The 19,098-nt window shown below is 46.2% G+C and carries 17 protein-coding genes; 7 read left to right on the forward strand and 10 right to left on the reverse strand.

What is annotated here, in order from left to right:
- Nucleotides 1-25: 25 nt before the first annotated feature.
- Together QUB68_RS07310 and QUB68_RS07315 are read left to right on the forward strand one after the other, a co-directional pair.
- On the forward strand, nucleotides 26-2,173 hold the full coding sequence (locus tag QUB68_RS07310; RefSeq protein WP_332990796.1) for an adenylate/guanylate cyclase domain-containing protein: 2,148 nt from the start codon (nucleotides 26-28) through the stop codon (nucleotides 2,171-2,173).
- Complete coding sequence (locus QUB68_RS07315) at nucleotides 2,166-3,617, forward strand: mechanosensitive ion channel family protein (protein ID WP_332990798.1); 1,452 nt, start codon at nucleotides 2,166-2,168, stop codon at nucleotides 3,615-3,617. Before QUB68_RS07310 ends, QUB68_RS07315 begins: the two co-directional genes overlap by 8 nt.
- Nucleotides 3,618-3,703: 86 nt before the next feature.
- Here the strand turns inward: QUB68_RS07315 and rimI are convergent, their stop codons facing one another.
- Nucleotides 3,704-4,330: a ribosomal protein S18-alanine N-acetyltransferase gene (gene rimI / locus QUB68_RS07320; protein ID WP_332990800.1), complete on the reverse strand. Its 627-nt coding sequence runs from the start codon at nucleotides 4,328-4,330 to the stop codon at nucleotides 3,704-3,706.
- Nucleotides 4,331-4,507: 177 nt separating this feature from the next.
- On the opposite strand from rimI, the gene lysA reads away from it, so the two are divergent.
- From lysA to QUB68_RS07335, 3 genes are all read left to right on the forward strand, one after another.
- The gene (lysA, locus tag QUB68_RS07325; protein WP_332990803.1) at nucleotides 4,508-5,926 is read left to right on the forward strand and encodes a diaminopimelate decarboxylase; all 1,419 of its coding nucleotides are present in this window, start codon (nucleotides 4,508-4,510) and stop codon (nucleotides 5,924-5,926) included.
- A gap of 176 nt (nucleotides 5,927-6,102) precedes the next feature.
- Complete coding sequence (cdaA, locus tag QUB68_RS07330; RefSeq protein ID WP_332990805.1) at nucleotides 6,103-6,996, forward strand: diadenylate cyclase CdaA; 894 nt, start codon at nucleotides 6,103-6,105, stop codon at nucleotides 6,994-6,996.
- Nucleotides 6,997-7,016: 20 nt separating this feature from the next.
- Nucleotides 7,017-7,763: an isoprenyl transferase gene (locus QUB68_RS07335; protein ID WP_332990806.1), complete on the forward strand. Its 747-nt coding sequence runs from the start codon at nucleotides 7,017-7,019 to the stop codon at nucleotides 7,761-7,763.
- 114 nt (nucleotides 7,764-7,877) lie between these two features.
- Here QUB68_RS07335 and QUB68_RS07340 read toward each other — a convergent pair whose 3' ends face one another.
- The 6 genes from QUB68_RS07340 to QUB68_RS07365 form a co-directional block, all read right to left on the reverse strand.
- Nucleotides 7,878-8,150, reverse strand: coding sequence for a DUF3143 domain-containing protein (locus tag QUB68_RS07340; protein ID WP_332990808.1), 273 nt, complete (start codon nucleotides 8,148-8,150; stop codon nucleotides 7,878-7,880).
- Nucleotides 8,151-8,290: 140 nt separating this feature from the next.
- A complete protein-coding gene (locus tag QUB68_RS07345) occupies nucleotides 8,291-8,770 on the reverse strand; it encodes a J domain-containing protein (RefSeq protein ID WP_332990810.1) in 480 nt (159 codons plus the stop codon).
- Between the two features lie 142 nt (nucleotides 8,771-8,912).
- The gene (locus QUB68_RS07350) at nucleotides 8,913-9,788 is read right to left on the reverse strand and encodes an Rpn family recombination-promoting nuclease/putative transposase (protein WP_332990812.1); all 876 of its coding nucleotides are present in this window, start codon (nucleotides 9,786-9,788) and stop codon (nucleotides 8,913-8,915) included.
- Nucleotides 9,789-9,866: 78 nt separating this feature from the next.
- Nucleotides 9,867-10,754, reverse strand: coding sequence for an Rpn family recombination-promoting nuclease/putative transposase (locus tag QUB68_RS07355; protein ID WP_332990815.1), 888 nt, complete (start codon nucleotides 10,752-10,754; stop codon nucleotides 9,867-9,869).
- 72 nt (nucleotides 10,755-10,826) lie between these two features.
- Complete coding sequence (locus tag QUB68_RS07360) at nucleotides 10,827-12,401, reverse strand: chloride channel protein (protein WP_332990818.1); 1,575 nt, start codon at nucleotides 12,399-12,401, stop codon at nucleotides 10,827-10,829.
- Nucleotides 12,402-12,855: 454 nt separating this feature from the next.
- Nucleotides 12,856-14,289 carry a hypothetical protein gene (locus QUB68_RS07365; RefSeq protein WP_332990820.1) on the reverse strand — a complete coding sequence of 478 codons (1,434 nt, stop codon included), beginning with the start codon at nucleotides 14,287-14,289 and terminating at the stop codon, nucleotides 12,856-12,858.
- An 85-nt stretch (nucleotides 14,290-14,374) separates the two neighbouring features.
- Between QUB68_RS07365 and QUB68_RS07370 the strand changes: the two genes are divergently transcribed.
- On the forward strand, nucleotides 14,375-14,977 hold the full coding sequence (locus tag QUB68_RS07370) for a pentapeptide repeat-containing protein (protein ID WP_332990822.1): 603 nt from the start codon (nucleotides 14,375-14,377) through the stop codon (nucleotides 14,975-14,977).
- A 311-nt stretch (nucleotides 14,978-15,288) separates the two neighbouring features.
- Here QUB68_RS07370 and QUB68_RS07375 read toward each other — a convergent pair whose 3' ends face one another.
- Entirely contained in the window at nucleotides 15,289-15,738 is a 450-nt protein-coding gene (locus QUB68_RS07375; RefSeq protein ID WP_332990823.1) for a PLAT/LH2 domain-containing protein, read from the reverse strand.
- A gap of 389 nt (nucleotides 15,739-16,127) precedes the next feature.
- Complete coding sequence (locus tag QUB68_RS07380) at nucleotides 16,128-16,868, reverse strand: hypothetical protein (protein WP_332990825.1); 741 nt, start codon at nucleotides 16,866-16,868, stop codon at nucleotides 16,128-16,130.
- Between the two features lie 369 nt (nucleotides 16,869-17,237).
- Here QUB68_RS07380 and QUB68_RS07385 point away from each other — a divergent pair, with 369 nt between their 5' ends.
- A complete protein-coding gene (locus QUB68_RS07385) occupies nucleotides 17,238-18,533 on the forward strand; it encodes an NB-ARC domain-containing protein (protein WP_332990827.1) in 1,296 nt (431 codons plus the stop codon).
- Nucleotides 18,534-18,538: 5 nt separating this feature from the next.
- Here the strand turns inward: QUB68_RS07385 and QUB68_RS07390 are convergent, their stop codons facing one another.
- Nucleotides 18,539-19,054 carry a methyltransferase family protein gene (locus QUB68_RS07390; RefSeq protein ID WP_332990829.1) on the reverse strand — a complete coding sequence of 172 codons (516 nt, stop codon included), beginning with the start codon at nucleotides 19,052-19,054 and terminating at the stop codon, nucleotides 18,539-18,541.
- Between the last annotated feature and the right edge of the window lie 44 nt (nucleotides 19,055-19,098).

Raw genomic sequence — 19,098 nt, forward strand, 5'->3', positions numbered from 1 at the left:
GCAAAGAATATCAGGAAAAATTCCTATGCAATTACTTAATCACTTAAGTATAAAAACAAAACTCATAGTCATGTTGCTGGTAGTCAGCCTTTGCGCTATGCTCGCGAGCACCTTTATATGCTCTAGCGCTGGTAGATCTATTTTGACGGAAAAAGTCTTCAACCAATTAACCAGCCTTCGGGCTGCCAAAACTTATCAAATTCAAGATTATTTTGAAACTATTCATAATCATAGCGAAACCCTAAGCGAAGATTTGACAGTTGTCGATGCCATGCAGGAGTTCAAGACAGCCTATGGCCAACTGGAAGCATCAACAGTACCAGCGGATTTTGACGCAAAAATTGATAATTACTACCAGACACAATTTATACCCAAACTAACGCGAACTAACGAGGGTTCGCCTGTTCTGGCATCCTATACGCCAAAAACAGCCGCGGCTCGTTACCTACAGTACCACTACATCGCTGCTAACCCCAACCCCGTTGGTAAGAAACTTCTCCTTGACAATCCTGGCGACGCCAGCGCTTACAGCCGCGTTCACGCCCGCTACCACCCTATTTTTCGCAATATAGTTGAAAAATATGGTTACTACGATATGTTTTTGATCGATCCCCAAGGAACTGTTGTCTACACGGTTTTTAAAGAGGCCGACTTTACCACAAACTTGATCGACGGCCCCTACAACGAGAGTAACCTAGCATCGGCGATCGCCGCCGCACGACAGGCTAAGGGAACTGGGTATGTGAAAATAGTAGATTTTAAGCCCTACAGCCCTTCCTACGGTGCGCCTGCGGCTTTTATCGCTGCCCCAATCTTTAACGGCTCCCAATTCATTGGTACTTTGGCATTCCAGCTTCCCGTTGACAAAATTAACAATGTGATGACTGGCAACAAAAATTGGAAACAAAGTGGTCTGGGTGATTCAGGAGAAACTTATTTGGTGGGGTCGGATTATTTAATGCGCTCTGCGTCTCGTTTCCAGATTGAAGACCCAGAAGGTCATGCAAAAACTCTAGCCTCGATCGGTACTGATGAAAAGACCATCAAGAAAATCAAAGAGTTCAAGACTACAATCCTCCTACAGGAAGTGAAAACAACAGGAGTCAAGGAAGCGTTGTTTGGGAAACAGGGCACGCAGGTGATCGACGATTATCGTAATATTCCAGTTTTGAGTTCTTATGCTCCACTAGATATTGATGGCTTAAAGTGGGTGATATTGGCGGAGATGGATGTTTCTGAAGCCTATGCCTCAATTCACTCGTTTGAAAAAACAGTTTTGATTGGGGCTACTTTAATCATCGCGCTAATCACGCTTGTTGCTATGTGGCTGACCTCAATCTTTGTCAAACCCATCAAGACGTTAACCGCTAGCGCCCGCAAGGTGGGGGCTGGGGATTTTGATGCCGCAGTCACATCTGGTTCGCAAGATGAATTTGGAGAGTTAGCTAAGTCATTTAACCAAACGATAGGCAGCCTTCGTGCCGAAACTCAACTAATCGATCGGGAAAATCGCGAAAATGAAGCATTAGTCTTAAATGTATTTAGTCCCGCAATAGCCAAACGTCTCAAAGATGGAGAGAGACAAATTGCCGATCAGATTTCTAATGTCTCGGTTTTGTTTTCCGACCTCCACCGATTTACTAAGCTTTCTCAAACCATGTCGGCTCCCGAAGTTGTTGGTCTGCTTAATGAACTGGTAACAGCCTTCGATGAAATGACAGAAAAATACGGTTTGGAGAAGATTAAAACTATTGGTGACGGTTACATGGCTGTATGCGGGCTGAGTGTGCCGCGTTTGGATCATGACAAACGCACGGTAGATTTTGCTTTGGAAATGCTGGCGTTTATCCGCCGATTTAATTATGAAAAAGGCTTGCAGCTAGAGGTGGAAATCGGTATCAATTCAGGAGATGTGGTTGCAGGTGTCATTGGCAAAAATAAATTGCTCTACGACGTTTGGGGCGATACTGTAAATATTGCCAATCGGTTGAAGTCGGCTTGTCCCCCGGGCGCAATCTTCTTGTCTCAAGATATCTGCGATCGCCTGCACGATCTCTACGATTTTGAGCTGGTTGGTGAAATTCAAGAACCTGGAAAAGAAAAGCTTGTGGCTTGGCAAATCAAAAGCTCTAAGCTTGCGGTAAATGTTGAATCGGAGCAAGTCTATGAGTAATTTAAGCTTTTCAAACGACTGGCAGACCTGGGCGGTAATTGTCGGATTAGGGTTCCCACTCCTGGTAGTTTTACTAGGAGAGGTTATTTATCATCTACAAAGGCGCGGTAGACCGCTGGCGGCTACGCTGCGGGTTGTAAAAAACCTCGTCCTGCCCGTCTTAATGCTGATGCTTTTAATCAGGAATGTCCTGAAGCTTGACGTTAACGGGAATTTTCCCAAGCTGGTTGCAACGCTGTTCTGGATATCTGTTATCTACGCCTCTCTCTCGCTGCTTAATGTGATTTTGTTTGAGGAAGCTGAGGGAAATACATGGCGGGCACGGATGCCCAAACTGCTGATCGATCTTTCTAAGTTGTTTTTGGTGCTTGTAGGAAGCGCGATCGTGCTGGCGGCAGTGTGGGGTGCAGATTTGGCGGGTCTTGCTACCGGATTAGGCGTTAGCTCGATCGTGATCGGTTTGGCGCTTCAGGACACATTGGGTAGCGTCATGTCTGGCATTGCGCTGCTTCTCGAACGCCCCTTCAGTGTGGGTGATTGGTTGCGTATTGGAGATATGGAAGGTCAGGTAATTGATATCAATTGGCGCTCTGTTCGCCTGCTAACTCTCGAACGCCAAGTGATTATTGTTCCTCATCAGTTCATTGGAAAAGAAATAATCCGTAATTACAGCCAACCAGAACGCATTTATAATCAACGCCTCAATATTGGCTTTTCCTACGATACCCCCCCTAACCTCGTGAAGCAGGTACTACTAAGTACGGCTTTGGCTACACAGGGAATATTAGCCGAACCCGAACCAGAGATCAAAACCACATCCTATGATGAGACTGCAATTATTTATGAGGTGGAGTTCTTTATCGAAAACTTTGAGGATGTGGAGCAGATACTCGATCGATTTATGACGCGAGTCTGGTACGCAGCGCAGCGAAACAACCTGACGCTATATCACTACCGATACTCGTATCCTGTGGAAGCTGCTGCAAAGGCAGATAGCGCTTCAAGTAAGTTAGCCCAAAGCCTGCACTCCATTCCCGGATTTATGCCTTTAGCTCGCGAGCCGAAAAATTTGGATGACTTAGCTAAGGGAACTATTTTACAGAAGTTTGGTGCGGGAGAGAAGGTCATTCGGCAGGGCGATCCTGGTAATGCTTTGTACATTATCATTGCGGGTCAGGTTAAGGTAACAGTCACAAACAAGTTGGGCGTGGAGTTGGAGGTAATGACTATCTTGAGTGGTGAGTTTTTTGGCGAGATGGCACTGTTTACTGGGGAACCGAGTCCGGTATCAATCGCCGCCGTTGACGATTTGCAAGTTCTTGTCGTCTATTCTGATGCTGTAAATACGATGATTGAACGTCAACCAAGCTTGGGGCGCGAGATAGGTCAAATTATAGAAGCGCGGAGCAAAGCGGTAAGTATGGCCGGGCAGGCAGAGATTTGATTTCAGTGTCAGTAAATTCAATTCTTAGCATAACTGGAATGCCCAAAGTAGGCTGCTCAAAACTCAAAATTATCGATCGCCCTTTTTCAGTTTTTTTGGATGAGCCGATCGCAAATTTGCTGTTTCTCGATCGCCAAATACTGCTGAAATTCGGGTTTTTCAATGCCGCTGCGCCACATAATAACAGCATCTTCTCCTGTATCTGCGTAGTATCGCTTCCGCCGTCCTGCCTCCTGAAAGCCAAATTTTTTGTACAGAGAAACTGCGATCGAATTAGAGGCTCGCACCTCTAAAGTTGCTCGTTCTAACTGTCGGCGGTTTGCCGATTTGAGCAAAGCCCAAAGCAGAGCTTGTCCCAAACCCCGACCTTGAAAGCGCGGATCGATCGCCAAAATTGTAATATGAGCTTCTTCTAAAATTGCCCACAGACAGCCCAAACCGATGAGCGTTTGGGTTGTCTGTAGGGGCGGTGCCCCCGTACCCGCGCCGTTTTGAGGGGTGAAAATATCAAAAGACTCAAGTTCGCTGTCTAATATTTCTGATTCGCCTGCACCGGTTTCGGATGCCCACAAACCCAGTAAATCGCTGTTAGGACTGCCTAACTCGCGTCTGTAGCCTTCGATCGTCCAAAGTCCGCCAAAACAGAGGCGATCGATCTCTACTACACTGTTGAGGTGTTCGGCGGTGATCTGTTTAATTTCTAGAAAACGCACGGCTGTAAATTGTACACTAGGAAATAAAGTAGCGATTAGTTTTTTTTTGCTATTGTCGAGTAATTACTAATCAGTCTCCAGACATTAGTCTACAGCAGCGACTCATGACTGCTGACCAATGACTGCTGACTAAGAACTGCTGATTAATAAAAATAACCAAGGATAGTTATTGCGCCGATGGTATCAACTCAATCTCTCAGGGTGGAATCTGGACTTCAGTACCTGTCTGAGTCTCAAGTAGCCCCGAAAAGTAGATCGCCCAATCAAGAACTGTTACCGCTGACAGCCAGTGTTAACAGCCGAGATCGGCTGGAAATCGGAGGCTGCGAGGTGACAGCCTTGGTGGAGCAATTTGGCTCGCCACTGTACATTTTAGATGAAGAAACGCTGCGGGCGGCTTGCACCCAGTACCGGGATGCTTTTGCGCGTTACTATCCGGGCGAAACTCAAGTGCTCTATGCTTCTAAAGCTTGGAGTTGTTTGGCGGTTTGCGCGATCGCAGCTTCGGAAGGTTTAGGCATCGATGTCGTATCTGCCGGCGAAATCCATACTGCACTGCAAGCTGGCGTTAGTCCCGACAAAATCTACTTCCACGGTAACAACAAGTCTCGCGAGGAAATCCAGCTAGCTGTCGAAAGCGGCTGCACTACCGTAGCCGACAATTGGCAGGATTTAGAGACTCTGGCAGATTTGGGAAAATTGGGTGTCAGCAGCAAAACCGGTGAGCCGATACGAATTATGGTGCGGTTTACTCCTGGAATTGAGTGTCACACCCACGAGTACATTCAGACGGGTCAAATCGATAGTAAATTTGGCTTCGATCCCAATTCGCTCGATCGAGTATTTAAGTTCATCAGCCAACAGCCATCCTTATGTTGCGTGGGAGTCCACGCTCACATCGGCTCTCAGATTTTTGAACTGCAACCCCACGACGATTTAGCCGATGTCATAGTTCAGGCCTTGACAAAAGCCATTAGTTATGGTTTGCCAGCGAAAGAAATTAATATTGGCGGCGGGTTGGGCATTCGCTATACTGAGACGGACGATCCTCCTAGCATTGAAGATTGGGCTCGGACAATTTGTACCGCAGTGGTGGCAGCTTGCGATCGGCAGCAATTGCCATTACCCAAATTACTTTGCGAACCGGGTCGATCGCTCGTCGGTACAGCCTGCGTCACCGCTTATACGGTGGGCTCTCAAAAAGTCATTCCGGGAATGCGGACGTATTTAGCTGTAGATGGCGGGATGTCGGACAATCCGCGTCCTATTACCTATCAATCAGTTTATCGAATCGTCGCAGCCGGCAAAATGTCTGCTCCCTTAACGGAAACAGTAACAGTTGCTGGAAAACACTGCGAGTCAGGCGATGTTCTGATTAAAGATGCCAAATTGCCGGAGTGTCACGCGGGAGATATCCTGGCGGTGACGGCGACAGGGGCATACAACTACAGTATGTCTTCTAACTACAACCGAGTGCCTCGACCGGCAGCGGTTTTAGTGAACAATGGGGAAGTTAACACGATTTTACAGCGGGAAACTTACCAGGACTTACTGAGGTTTGACCGCCTTCCGGAACGACTCGGAACTCAAAAGTAAAAAATAAAAAGTAAAAAGTAAAAAGTAAGATAATTCATTGGGATTTCTTAATGATTGTCTTTTAACTTTTTACTTTTGGTTTGTTCAGTCACGCGATTGGAATAACAACTGTTCATGGTTCACGGGTTCGAGTGCATCATAGTTCGCGGTTCACAGGCGATAGGATTCGATGAACCATGAACAATCAACAATCTGGCTATGACTTTGGCCTTATTCAGTCCTTATTGATTCAGGCGATCGATATTGGACTGGTATTTGCCCTTGCGTATTTGGTGCTCGTCATTGTTGGGGAGCGGCGGACGCTATGGATGGTAAGGGGATTTATTATTTTGATGCTGGCGGCGGCGGTGAGTAACTGGGCTGGATTGAGACTGTTGCACGTTGCCCTCAACAGTTTGGTGACTGGTTCGGCTGTGGCAATGGCGGTCATATTGCAGTCGGAATTTCGCCGATTTCTGGAACAATTGGGTAGGGGGGAAATTATACAATTGTTTGGACGGGATCGCCGACCAACTCCCGCACCGGACAGCGTAATAGATGAAATTGTGGACGCAGTAAAAGAACTTTCGCAAAACCGCACTGGCGCTTTATTAATTGTAGAAACAGATTCTCCGATCGACGATCGGGATTTCTCTGTGCCGGGAGTTAAGCTAAATGCTGAAGTCTCTAAGGAATTGTTGCAGACGATCTTTCAGCCGCAAACTTTGCTGCACGATGGTGCTGTGTTGATTCGAGCTTCGCGGATCGTCTCGGCGGGGGTAATTTTACCTTTGTCCGATCGCAGTGCATCGCGGCAGTTGGGAACCCGCCACCGAGCTGCGATGGGGATTACAGAACGGGTGCAAGCTTGCGTGTGCGTCGTGGTGTCGGAGGAAACGGGTTCGATTTCTCTGGCGCAGATGGGAACTTTGAATCGACCTTTGACTAGCAGCAAACTTAAGGAATTGCTGGAAGCAAAGCTGTTTCCGTCGGAGGGAGAAAGAGCTGTGGCTCCAATTCCGATCGGCAATTTCGGACGGCAGATAGGATTGAAGGGAGTGACACTGTTAAAACGGATACTGCGCCGTTAGTCGGGTAATCGGGAGAAACCATGAGTCAAGGAATTTGCTTGCAAAAGTTGCCTGCGGATCTACAACAAGAACTACTGCCTAAGCACATCGCGGTGATTATGGACGGGAACGGGCGCTGGGCTAAGAATAAGGGGTTGCCACGGATTGCGGGCCACCGCCGGGGGGCTAGCGCTCTGAAGGAATTGCTGCGCTGCTGCAAAGATTGGGGGATTCCAGCTTTAACGGCCTATGCTTTTTCGACGGAGAATTGGGGGCGGCCGGCCGGGGAGGTGGACTTTTTGATGAGTTTGTTTGAGGGCAAGCTGCGGCAAGAATTGCGGGAGATGGTGGACGAGGACGTGCAAATTCAATTTATGGGGAATTTGAAGGCTTTGCCGAAGTCTTTGCAGGCGGAAATTGAGCGTTCTGTGACGGCAACTCAGCACAATCAGGGGATTCTGTTTCGGGTGGCGACGAATTATGGCGGCCGCCAGGAGATTGTACAGGCTTGTCGGGCGATCGCCACTCAGGTGCAAGAGGGCAAGTTGCAGCCGGAGGAGATTGATGAGGTTTTATTTAAACGCTATTTGTATACTGCTGATGTTTGCGATCCGGATTTGCTGATTCGGACGAGCGGGGAAATGCGGTTGAGCAATTTTCTGCTGTGGCAAATGGCTTATGCGGAAATTTACATTACTGAGACGCTGTGGCCGGATTTTGATCGATCGGAGTTTCACCGCGCTTTGTCTACTTATCAGCAGCGCAATCGCCGATTTGGCAAAGTCTGACGATTTGAGATTTTGGATTTGAGATTTTAGATTAATTTCTCAGTTTCCCATTAGGTGTTGATTCTGACCTGTATTCCGAAATCTAAAATCTCAAATCGCCAATCTAAAATCAAATTAGGGGCCTGAGAAAACGGCATCTTCAATGTCGTGACGCGAGAGGGAGTATTTGAAGGCTCGCTGAATGTCTTGGCCGTCGGCTCCAGCATCGATGTAACGAATGGTAACTTGATCGATATCGAGGGAGAGTTCTGCTTTCCAAGTAGGTCGATCGATCTGCCAGCAGTTGAGTTCTGCCCGGTCTTGCTGGCAGCCGCGACTGATTAGCCACTGCTCGATTTCCGGGAGTGGATGGCTGTATAAAGGAGTGTCAGCGGAAGGAAGAGTCATTTGATTTTAGATTTTATAGCAGAAGGAAGAGGGAAGAGGGAAGAAGGAAGAGGGAAGAGGGAAGTATATGTAGGGCGACGCACACCGCACCAAGAGGCTGATAAGTAGTGCGTCAAACTACTTTTTGCATCCAGGACTGTTTAATTGCCACGAATTAAGCCGATCGCGATCGCCAGTACCAAACATCCGACTAAAGTAGATCCCATGATAAACAGAGCGAATATTTCTCCTGGGGACAGAGGGCGATCCGTGGGGTCTAGGTAAGCCGAGTTAGAAGTTTTTTGGCCCGATCGAGAAACCGGAGTATTGAAGCCTGGGGGCGACTGAATCACGTTCAGGCGAGAATAGCCTATTTTGAGGTCGTAGGCGAGGCGACGTTCTGGGTTGCTGAGGGTGGCGTAGGCGTTGTTTAGCTGCTGAAATTTGGCGGTAGCGACTGCGGGTGGCAAGTCGGTGGTATCGGGATGGTAGAGTTTGCTCAGTTCCCGGTACGATCGCCGAATTTCGATCGCGGAGGCTGAAGGATGCAGCCCTAACAAGCCGTAATGACTGGAACCCAAGGGGGTTTTTCCTGATATATTTTGACTTTTGTTTTTTGCAGTTGCCTCGTTTCCTGCCACCGAAGCTCCTCTGGGCCGATTGTTAATAATATTTGATTATTTTAGCCCAGAGTGGAGGGTAGCGCCACTGTCTGCCCGATCGAGGGGTTGAGTGTGGGCGATGATGGGTGGGCGATGTGCGATCGACCCCAAGGAGTTTAAACTATGAATCGGGCGATCGCAAATTCCGCACATCCTCAAGCGTCAGCCCTGTGGTTTGGCTGATAGTTTCGTCATCTAGGCGTGAAAGTAGTTGTCGGGCGATCGTCAGCTTTTCTTCTCGCTTTCCTTCTAGCTTTCCTTCCTCTCTTCCTTCCTCTCTTCCTTCCTCAGCAGCTTTAATAATCGCTCCCTGTTGGTCATAAATAGACTGTTCTCTGCTTTCCAAATCTGCTACTTCTTCCCGGCTTAACTTGGCTTGATTCGCAATCTCAAATGCTTTATGTATTTCCGGTATGCTATCCATTGTTTCGGGAACCGATGTCAAACTTCTGGCATATTTCATGAAATAAATCCATTTATCTGCTATTGTTTCTAGTTGCTGCTCTTCTTTCCTAAACTTCGGCAACTCTACAAATACTAAATCCACATCGTTTTCGGGATAAGTCAAGTTAGTCTTTACTTCTTTATATACAAACCTCGAAATTAAATTCGCACTGTTCGGAAACATTTCAAAATCAGTTATTGTCAAAGCAATCACTGGTTTGAGCATTCGATAGCCTTCTCCTGCTCGTAATTGAGATGCGTAAGTTTTTGCTGCATTGTACAAAACTCGCTTCCCAAAAGACTGCACGTTTAACACTTGCATTTCGATGATTACTAAAGTCCCATCGCTGAGTTTTGCTTTGACATCAAGATAAGTGTCTTTTAAACCTTCAACTTTTGGGGGCAGATTTGGGTTGATGATTTCTAAATCTTCAATTGTGGGATTGCCTTCGTAAATCAGGGCGTTGAGAAAGCTGATCAGAATGTCTTTGCTTTCTGAGGAACCGAAGATTTTTTTGAAGGCGTAATCTGTTTTTGGGTTGATAAATATCATGGCGATCGGGTTGATTGTTGGTATTGATAAATTGAGGATTTTGCCGCGGGCTACAGTAATTTAGGTTCGGAGGAATTGTTAGGAATTGCTCCCTCGCAAATTCCGCACATCCTCAAGGCTCAGCCCTGTAGTTTGGCTGATGGTTTCATCGTCTAGGCGTGAAAGTAATTGTCGGGCGATCGCGATCGCCTTTTCTCGCTGTCCTTCCTCTCTTCCTGCTTCTCTGCCTTCCTCTCTTCCTTCCTCTCTTCCTTCCTCAGCAGCTTTAATAATCGCTCCCTGTTGGTCATAAATAGACTGTTCTCTGCTTTCCAAATCTGCTACTTCTTCCCGGCTTAACTTGGCTTGATTCGCAATCTCAAATGCTTTATGTATTTCCGGTATGCTATCCATTGTTTCGGGAACCGATGTCAAACTTCTGGCATATTTCATGAAATAAATCCATTTATCTGCTATTGTTTCTAGTTGCTGCTCTTCTTTCCTAAACTTCGGCAACTCTACAAATACTAAATCCACATCGTTTTCGGGATAAGTCAAGTTAGTCTTTACTTCTTTATATACAAACCTCGAAATTAAATTCGCACTGTTCGGAAACATTTCAAAATCAGTTATTGTCAAAGCAATCACTGGTTTGAGCATTCGATAGCCTTCTCCTGCTCGTAATTGAGATGCGTAAGTTTTTGCTGCATTGTACAAAACTCGCTTCCCAAAAGACTGCACGTTTAACACTTGCATTTCGATGATTACTAAAGTCCCATCGCTGAGTTTTGCTTTGACATCAAGATAAGTGTCTTTTAAACCTTCAACTTTTGGGGGCAGATTTGGGTTGATGATTTCTAAATCTTCAATGGTGGGATTGCCTTCGTAAATTAGGGCGTTGAGAAAGCTGATCAGAATGTCTGTGCTTTCTGAGGAACCGAAGATTTTTTTGAAGGCGTAATCTGTTTTTGGGTTGATAAATATCATGGTTGCAATCTTTAGGTTTTCGGGTATTAGTTTGGTAAGGAAGCAACCTTCAGTCGATCGCACTTCAACAGCTTATTTTGTTTCGGGCAAAGGCTTGACATCTTCTAGCAAATGTGCATTAGCCATCGCCAACGCGGGCTCTTCGATACTATGTTGCTCATCAATGGGAAGCTGGCAAGAAATCAACTCTGTGACAATCCGATCGCCCAAAGCATCTTCCCAATCCTGCAACTGTTCTCTGGCTTGGATCGGTGTATTGACAGCTACGTCTACGCCCATTTGTTGGAGGTTGAGGCTGTGGGCGGTCGATCGACGGTTGACGCACTCCACCAGCCAAACGCTCAATCCGACTGCGGCCATCAAAGGCAAGACAATCCGGTAATCGCGGGTTAATTCAAACATCAACAGGATGGCTGTCAGCGGTGCTCTGGCGCTACCCGCGAGGACGGCGGCCATGCCCACCATGGCATAGGCGGGAGGGCCTGCGACTCGATCGCTCATAGCCGGGATCATTTCCAGAAAGATGCCGTAAGCCGAACCCAGGGAAGCGCCCAAAAACATCGCCGGAGCGAATATCCCGCCGACTAAACCGCTGCCGAGACTGATTGCTGTCATTGCCAGTTTGACGAAAAGTAGCAGCAGCAACAAAGGCAAAGAAAATTTCACATCTTGGAGCATGGCTTGGACTGTTTCGTAGCCGACGCCCAAAATTTGAGGCAATTGCAGGGCAACTAAGCCGACGCAAGCCCCGCCGATGATGGGATGAAGCGGCCGGGGCAGTCGTCCCAGCCAAGCAAATCCTTGGACTTTTCCTTGAAAACAGCGATCGGCCAATTGAATTGCTTCTGTATAAGCTACGGAAACTCCGCTCGCCAAAAGTCCCAATCCCATGTACAGCGGCAGTTCTAGGGGGCTGCGGACATCGTAGACAGGTAAAGCAAAAGCCGGCTGAGCTCCCAAACAAATTTGAGCTATCAGCGCCGAAACTACGGCGGAGAGCAACACAACGCTGACTGAGGAAGTGGCGAAGGTGCTGCCGAGCACGACTTCTAAGGCAAAAAAGACTCCGGCGATGGGAGAGTTAAATCCGGCAGATAAGCCTGCTGCGGCTCCGGCGCCGAGGAGCAAGCGCTGCCTGTCTGGGGAGAGCTGCAAGACTTGAGCTAGCAGCATTCCGAAGTTGGCGCCGATTTCGACGCTGGGGGCTTCCGGGCCGAGGGAGGCGCCGGTGCCGAGGGATACTGAGGCGGCCACCATTTTGGTGATGGGTTTGAGGGGGGAGAGTTCTTGCAGCCCGCGGGTGGCGGCAATTAAGGATGACATATTCGGGCCAAAATCCCGAAATCGCCAGCGCATTAGCCCGATGATGACTCCGCCGAGGGTGGGAATGCACGCTAGTGTCCAAGAGCCTTTCGAGGCGATCGCCCCCATGAAGTCTTCCAGCATCAGGCTGTGGATCAAGTGGATGAGGTAGTGAAATGTGACGACGCCTACACCCGTAACTCCCCCAATGACTAGGGAGAGGATGAGCAGGAGGGTTTCTGGGCTCGGATGCAGGCGGTTGAACAACGGGCTGAGGCGGGAGGAATGCGGAGTTTCTGCGGTTGGCCCGGGTGGCGGCAGATCCACAGGATGGGTGGCTCTCATTTAGGGGTTAATTCTTCTGTGAGAAGTTAGATAAATATTACATTTTATTTCTTATTCTCATTTTGAGTGATTTTAGGGGAATTGACAAGTTAATTAAGGTGTATTTTAGGGCGGATTTTTGGGGCTGGCGGCTGGGGTAGAATTACCGCTTCTGAGGGTGAGTGAATTTTAGGTGACTGTATGCTCAGTGACATTCAAACTGCAATAAACTGAGTGATAATCCTAATTAACTATATCTACAGTGTTAGAGGTTCTGGCGATCGCACGATTGGATCGGTGAGCTGGCAGTCAGGTATAAATTAGTTAAACTAAACACTTCGATTTGAGATTTTAGATTGGACGAACAATCTTAAATTGAAAGTTTGTAGGCAGGACTTTAGTCCTCCGTGCTTGATGCGGACTGAAGTCCTCACTACAAACCTTTTTGATTGCGGTTGTTCGATCGCACCCAAGATCAAATTGGTTGTTGCGCGGGCCCAATTCTGGGTCTGGGTTTGGCGATCGACATTAGCGGATCGCCGATGGTGGCGACTTTCCAGGGAGGGGATTCTAGCTGGCGGGCTGCGATTAAAAAGGGTGATCCTCGCTTCAGGCGATCGACCATTATTTTAGGTGGAATAAATGCAGATAACAAAGGTTCGTTGACGCTGCCAATATAGGCGTAAGCGCCATTTTGCAACCACCTGCCGGCAACGGTACTTGCATCATCTGGATCTGATGCTGACCAACTGTGGATCATGTGAATTGCTGCGGGAAATTGGAGTTTTGGTATATCGTCAACTGGGGCATCGCCGTCGCCGACTTGAAATGATTTTGGATAGCCTTTGGAATTCATCAATATTAAGTCAAACCTCCAGGGTTTTGATGCTAAACTCCGCCATGTTTGCAGGCTAGAATCGGGTTGCTGGACTAATTCGACATTCAAACCTATGGCTTTGAGTCCGCTAGCTGCTGACTCCATTTCGTATTTTCCCCAATTTCCTTCTTTTGGGTAGCTATCATAAAGCATGGCTGTTTCGCTGTCGAGAAATATGGCGCACATGGCTTGATAGATCGATCGCACTTGGGAACCGTAAATCCAGCCAGCCGCCGCCCAGCGTTCGCCGTTGGGGTGCCGTCCCAAACCGTCTGTAACAGCTAATTGTTCGTCTTTGTTTTGCGGGGATTGATATTTGACTGCTAGTTGGCGTACAATGGTAATTGTGTCGATCTCGTCTCCCAGTTGCGAGTAAAAATATCCGGTGGATTCGACCGCTTTGGTAACTGCTGTTTGCAGATTTTTCCACTGTGCCTCATTGAGGTTATCGTTGGGTTTTCCGAAGTTGCCTTCCAGAAATACTAAGGGTTGGCCGCGGGCGGCTGCTAAGGCAACTGCTGCTATGCGCGCGGGGTCATTTTCTGATGTAATTACTACTCCTGGCGGTTCCCAACCGAGTTCCTGCCATTTTGCTTTTAAGGTTTGAGCATCCGTGGCATTCCAGGCGGCTGCTGCACTTTTGAGCATTAATTGTTGGAGTTTTTGATTTTTTGGGAGTTGCTGTTTGATGCTGGGTAAACGGACGATTTCTTCGGGTTTGAAGCGCTGCAAAAACATCGGCACATATTTCTTGTCTTCGATGAGAATCGGCCAGTTTCCTTTGAGGTTCCACTTTTGGATTGCTGCTAAGAATGTCGCTTCGTCGGGTACGAGAACTATGCGGTTGACTGTTGGGATGTTGTCGCGGAGAATGGCTGTTCGGAGGCCGATTTTAACAGGCCAGGGTTCTTGTTTGGCTGAGGCGGGGAGTTGAAAGGGTTTTTCGAGAATGCGATCGCACCCGACGCCGATTGTTGCTAGGATCGAGATGAGGGCGATCGTTAACAATTGAAGTTTTAACTGTTTTTTCATAAGGGAAGGGAAGAGTGGGCAAAAACTCGATCGCCAACACTAGATTTTATGCGTATCTTTTTATACTAACAGCGGTTTTCGAGGCATGACACAAAGAAAAATTGTAAGTGCGATCGGGATGGGGACTGTTTGTGCGATCGGCTTAGCAACTACAGGTTTAATAATTTTCGCAGCCAACGGTTCCTCAGTCAAGCATCAAGTCCGACAGTTGCTTGTAGCCAGAGAATGCCGGGGCTGCAATCTTTCAGGGGCTAATTTGAGTGCTGTTTTTCTCGAAGGCGTCAATTTAGAAAATGCCAACCTCAAAGATGCCAATTTGTGGAGTGCCAATTTGGTAAAGGCTAACTTGAAACAGGCAAATTTGGCTGGTGTTTACCTGATTAGCAGCAATTTGGTAGGGGCAAATTTGGAGGGAAGCAATTTAGAAAAGGCGTTTTTAGAGGATGCTTATTTGGGAGGGAGTAAATTAAAAAATGCTAATTTAACAGGTGCTTTTATGAAAGGTATTTTTCTCGTTAATGCTGACTTGGAGGGGGCGAACTTAGAGGGGGCTAATCTGTGGATGGCTAATCTGGAAGGTGCTAATTTGCAGGGTGCTAATTTGAGGAATGCTTTGCTGTTGGATACTAATTTGGCAGGGGCGAATTTAAAGGGTGCGGTGATGCCTGATGGTAGGCGGCATGAATGAAAGTCAGTAGTCATTGGTCATTAGTCATTGGTCATCAGTCATTAGTCAGAGGAAAGGGCGATCGCACCTGCAACCTTCATTTCCCGTTATTGGGTGAGGGAGTGAAGGGGTGACGAGGTGCGATCGCCATTCTAATCGCTAGTAGTTTGGTATATTGTTGGCGATCAAACTAATGGAGCAAATCAGATTTTACAAACGCGCAGGCTGCTTCGATAGCTCAACTCTTGAGCGGCTGCAAACAACCTTCGCAATGTACTAAGGTCTTTTATCAGTCCGCTCCAAGCGAATGTTAGGCTACTTGTAATCTACAACTAGCCAAAAATGCCTACAACTGCACTGGTAATCTCTATAATTACTTCTCCAGGAATAGACAAGTCTGGACTACCTAGACCCACGTCATGCCAGTTGGGATCGCCTTGAGCAACCTCTACCCACATATTAGGTTTATAGAAAAGCTGTTTACCCGACAGGTTAGTTCTAGTAACAGCAATCCAGGACAAGTACCAAGCGTCATAGCTCACATCATCATTTACATGTGCTGGCTCATGCTTTACACGCATTGACAGTTTGGCAACTTCACCTGAACCTCCATCGACTCGATAGACGTTCAGATTACCTCTCTCACGATCATCTCCAGGATTATCTAATGTCTTCCAGTTAGATTGTGAGCCATCGGAGTAGATAAGTTGTACATCAACATCAAAATCTGTCCCCCCCTTTTTTACGTCTCCCGTTCGGATAGCGATTATAAGGTCTGCCATAATTTAATAGCCTCTCTTGAATTTGATCAGTGTTCAAACACAAAGCCGTATTCTTTTCGATTGATGCACATCTGATAAGCAGGCCGCCTACATATAGCCTGAACTACTTGTTCTCTGGCTTAATTCAAAGAATAAACCATCCAGATCGCCCTGTCGGTGAGAAAAAGTGACAGACTTTTGTAACGCTTTGTGAATTCGTAAATTAACGTGATATTAAATCCGGGTTTACTACACCCTTGATGATTAGTCGCTAATTTCTCCCCTTCTCTTCCTCTTAAGCAATAAAGGGGGTTTTTAACCCGGATTTGGTATCAGTCGGTAATCCAGCTACCTGAGCAACTAGCATCTACCTAAGAGCGTATATCACCACTCACATTTCCAAACTGGCTTTACTTTAATTGAGGTAAAGTGAACGAAAGTACAAAATTTGATTGATTGTTAATTCCTGCGTTAATAGAACCTATATTTTGCTCTAAAGCTTTTCTCACAATATCTTGAGTAATTCCAAGCTTAGAAGCTATCAAAGGGGTGCTTTTATCAATTGCAAACTGTCGTACATTCAATCCATTGAAATTACTCAATTCCTTAGTTAGTTTAGGCGCAAGTGAAGGGCCAACATATCTACCTGCCAAACTAATTAGTTCAGCATACCATCTTGCCTCTAATCCTTCTATTTTAGGCGCTCCTATATTGCTGACTACAGTTTGGTTATTTTTGACTTGAATACCAAACAACTGCGTTACCCGCCCACTTACGGAAATCCAAGGGCTGTAGTGTTTCTTACCTGTGATAGGGTTCTTGACAAGCAGTTCTCTGTGTTCTACTTGGAGTATCCCACTCACTTGCAATTTGTCTCCTACTACATTGCAGTCTGTACCCTTTAATGTGAATCGATTAAAGGCTGTATCTTTCAAACGCTGCTCATTAACTTTCAGGGCTTGTGTCAAGACTGCTTCCATCAAATCCTTTGGTATAAATAATTGAGCTACATTGCCCTCAATCTTTAAACCAGGCTCAAAATTTGGAAAATTAACTGCTACTGCCTTTGGCTCTTGATAGCTAACAGTTTCTACAACCATTCCAAAACTCAATACAGCCAACGTTAATCCCGTTATTAGTTGTTTCTTCATAATCTTATTTTCTCACAATCGGCAGTTGAACTATGAACTGTTTTTGCTCTGCCTTAATTCAAAGAATAAACCACCCCGATCGCCCTGGCGGTGAGAAAAAGTGACAAGCTTTTGTAAACTTACGTAAATTCACTCAATCGCTTTTAGATTTGAGATTGTGGAATTGACCTCATCCCAAATCCGGTTTAAATATCCCTCTTATTTCTCATTCTCTTAGAGAGGGGCTTCGTTCGTATAGATGCGGTTTCAACCGCAGAATATAAAATGGACTACCTTGCGGTTAATTCAATAAATTTGTTTTCTATCCTGAAAAACAACCCCCATTCAGAATAATCGGTAAATATACTGAATAGATTAATATGACAATTTATGACAGCACAAGAGGCGATCGCCCTAATCGACATTTTGTTACAATCCGCTAACAAAAAGCAAAAACTCAATGACATTCAATCCCTCGTCTTTCTGGAAACTTGGGAAGGACATTCTTATCAAGAGATAGCAACTCGCTTACTTTACGAACACGATTATATTAAACAAGTCGGTTCGCATTTGTGGCGAACTCTCTCTAAAATTATTGGTGAAAAAGTCTCAAAGCAAAATCTTCAAGCAGTCTTGCGCCGCTACCAGCACAGCAGCCCACTAGATAACTGCATCCAAGATTGGGGAGAGGCGATCGATATTTCCCATTTTTACAACCGCATACAGGAATTGGAAACATTAGAAACTTGGATTAGTGGCAATTCTACCCGTGCGATCGGTATTTTTGGACTTGGCGGTATCGGCAAAACTTCTCTGTCTGTCAAATTCGCTCAGCAAATTCAATCTCAATTTGAATTTGTGATTTGGCGCAGTTTGCAGCAAGCACCAACCTTAGATGTTATCATTAGCAATATTTTACAGATTTTAACTGGTTCAGAAGCGACAACAAATAACTATATTTCTACTCTGATGGAACAGTTGCGGCAAAAACGCTGTTTGTTAATTTTCGACAATCTGGAATCGATTTTGCAAGGGGGAAATCGCAGCGGACAATATCAACCAGGTTATGAAGATTACGGACTGTTATTTGCCCGCATTGCTGACGAATCCCACCACAGTTGTCTGATTTTAACCGGAAGAGAACAACCGGGAGGGTTCGCTGTGCGATCGGGCGAAAATTTACCCGTGCGATCGCTCAAACTCTGCGGCCTTTCACCGCCTGTATGCCAGCAAATCCTTGCGGATAAAGGATTAAAGGCAACGCTACTACAAAGTAGAGATATTGTCAACTACTTTGGCGGTAATCCCCTGGCGATCAAAATTGCAGCCACCACGATTAAAAATATTTTTGGCGGTGATATTCAGGCATTTTTATTGCAAGGAAATACTGTTTTTAGCGATTTGTGGGATTTGCTCGATCGCCAATTCGATCGCCTGTCTCCCCTCCAACAACAAATCATGTACTGGTTGGCCATTAACCAAGAAGCAGCGACTCCTGCGAAGCTAAAAGCTGAAATTTTGCCCAAAATTGCTGGACGGCCACTGATGGAAGCGTTGGAGGCGCTGGCGGAGCGATCGCTCATTGAAGATCGGCGATCGCTCAATGATAGCGCATCAACAAGTTTAATGCTACAACCTGCGATCGTCGAGTATATCACAGAACGCTTGATTCAAACCGCAATCTAAAACTGTTAATAAATTCCTGGAATGATTTTTTTGACTCGCTGGCTATATTCGGAATAGTCGGGATATTTTTCGGTTAACCAGGTTTCTTCGCGGTTGGATTTGATGTCAAAAAATATCAGTAAAATTGCGCTGGCTATGAGATGGGATAAGCTCATTTGAAAAATTGTCCAGCCGAGGGCGGCTAAAATTAAGCCGCTGTATAATGGATGCCGCACTATGCTGTAAATTCCTGGTTGGATTAATTCTCCGTTTTCTATGGGATAGGGTAAGGGTGTGAGGTTTTTTCCTAAGTCTATCAATCCTTTGATGATTAAAATTAATGCGCCTAAGCCGAGCATACTTGCCAAAAACCAGGTAAGATAAATTAATTGAGTTGATTGAATTTTGAATCCAGGTATTTGATAAACTGGTAAGATGGCAAATCCTGCGAGCAATGCTCCTTGAAGTAATACTAAATATTCGCCGCGGCTGTTTTTGCGCCAGCCTTCGCGGGTGAAGCCCCAGTCTGTTAATAGTTTCATAGGAAGAGGAAAGTTCGGCAACGGATTTTTTAGCGGATTTAACG

Source organism: Microcoleus sp. A006_D1, from assembly GCF_036702805.1.
GTDB lineage: Bacteria > Cyanobacteriota > Cyanobacteriia > Cyanobacteriales > Microcoleaceae > Microcoleus.

Excerpts from the sequence above, each read along its gene's own strand:
- QUB68_RS07310 (WP_332990796.1), top strand. The coding sequence starts at position 26 with ATGCAATTACTTAATCACTTAAGTATAAAAACAAAACTCATAGTCATG.
- QUB68_RS07315 (WP_332990798.1), top strand. The coding sequence starts at position 2,166 with ATGAGTAATTTAAGCTTTTCAAACGACTGGCAGACCTGGGCGGTAATT.
- lysA (WP_332990803.1), top strand. The coding sequence starts at position 4,508 with ATGGTATCAACTCAATCTCTCAGGGTGGAATCTGGACTTCAGTACCTG.
- cdaA (WP_332990805.1), top strand. The coding sequence starts at position 6,103 with ATGAACAATCAACAATCTGGCTATGACTTTGGCCTTATTCAGTCCTTA.
- QUB68_RS07335 (WP_332990806.1), top strand. The coding sequence starts at position 7,017 with ATGAGTCAAGGAATTTGCTTGCAAAAGTTGCCTGCGGATCTACAACAA.
- QUB68_RS07340 (WP_332990808.1), bottom strand. The coding sequence starts at position 8,150 with ATGACTCTTCCTTCCGCTGACACTCCTTTATACAGCCATCCACTCCCG.
- QUB68_RS07350 (WP_332990812.1), bottom strand. The coding sequence starts at position 9,788 with ATGATATTTATCAACCCAAAAACAGATTACGCCTTCAAAAAAATCTTC.
- QUB68_RS07355 (WP_332990815.1), bottom strand. The coding sequence starts at position 10,754 with ATGATATTTATCAACCCAAAAACAGATTACGCCTTCAAAAAAATCTTC.
- QUB68_RS07360 (WP_332990818.1), bottom strand. The coding sequence starts at position 12,401 with ATGAGAGCCACCCATCCTGTGGATCTGCCGCCACCCGGGCCAACCGCA.
- QUB68_RS07365 (WP_332990820.1), bottom strand. The coding sequence starts at position 14,289 with ATGAAAAAACAGTTAAAACTTCAATTGTTAACGATCGCCCTCATCTCG.
- QUB68_RS07370 (WP_332990822.1), top strand. The coding sequence starts at position 14,375 with ATGACACAAAGAAAAATTGTAAGTGCGATCGGGATGGGGACTGTTTGT.
- QUB68_RS07375 (WP_332990823.1), bottom strand. The coding sequence starts at position 15,738 with ATGGCAGACCTTATAATCGCTATCCGAACGGGAGACGTAAAAAAGGGG.
- QUB68_RS07380 (WP_332990825.1), bottom strand. The coding sequence starts at position 16,868 with ATGAAGAAACAACTAATAACGGGATTAACGTTGGCTGTATTGAGTTTT.
- QUB68_RS07385 (WP_332990827.1), top strand. The coding sequence starts at position 17,238 with ATGACAGCACAAGAGGCGATCGCCCTAATCGACATTTTGTTACAATCC.
- QUB68_RS07390 (WP_332990829.1), bottom strand. The coding sequence starts at position 19,054 with ATGAAACTATTAACAGACTGGGGCTTCACCCGCGAAGGCTGGCGCAAA.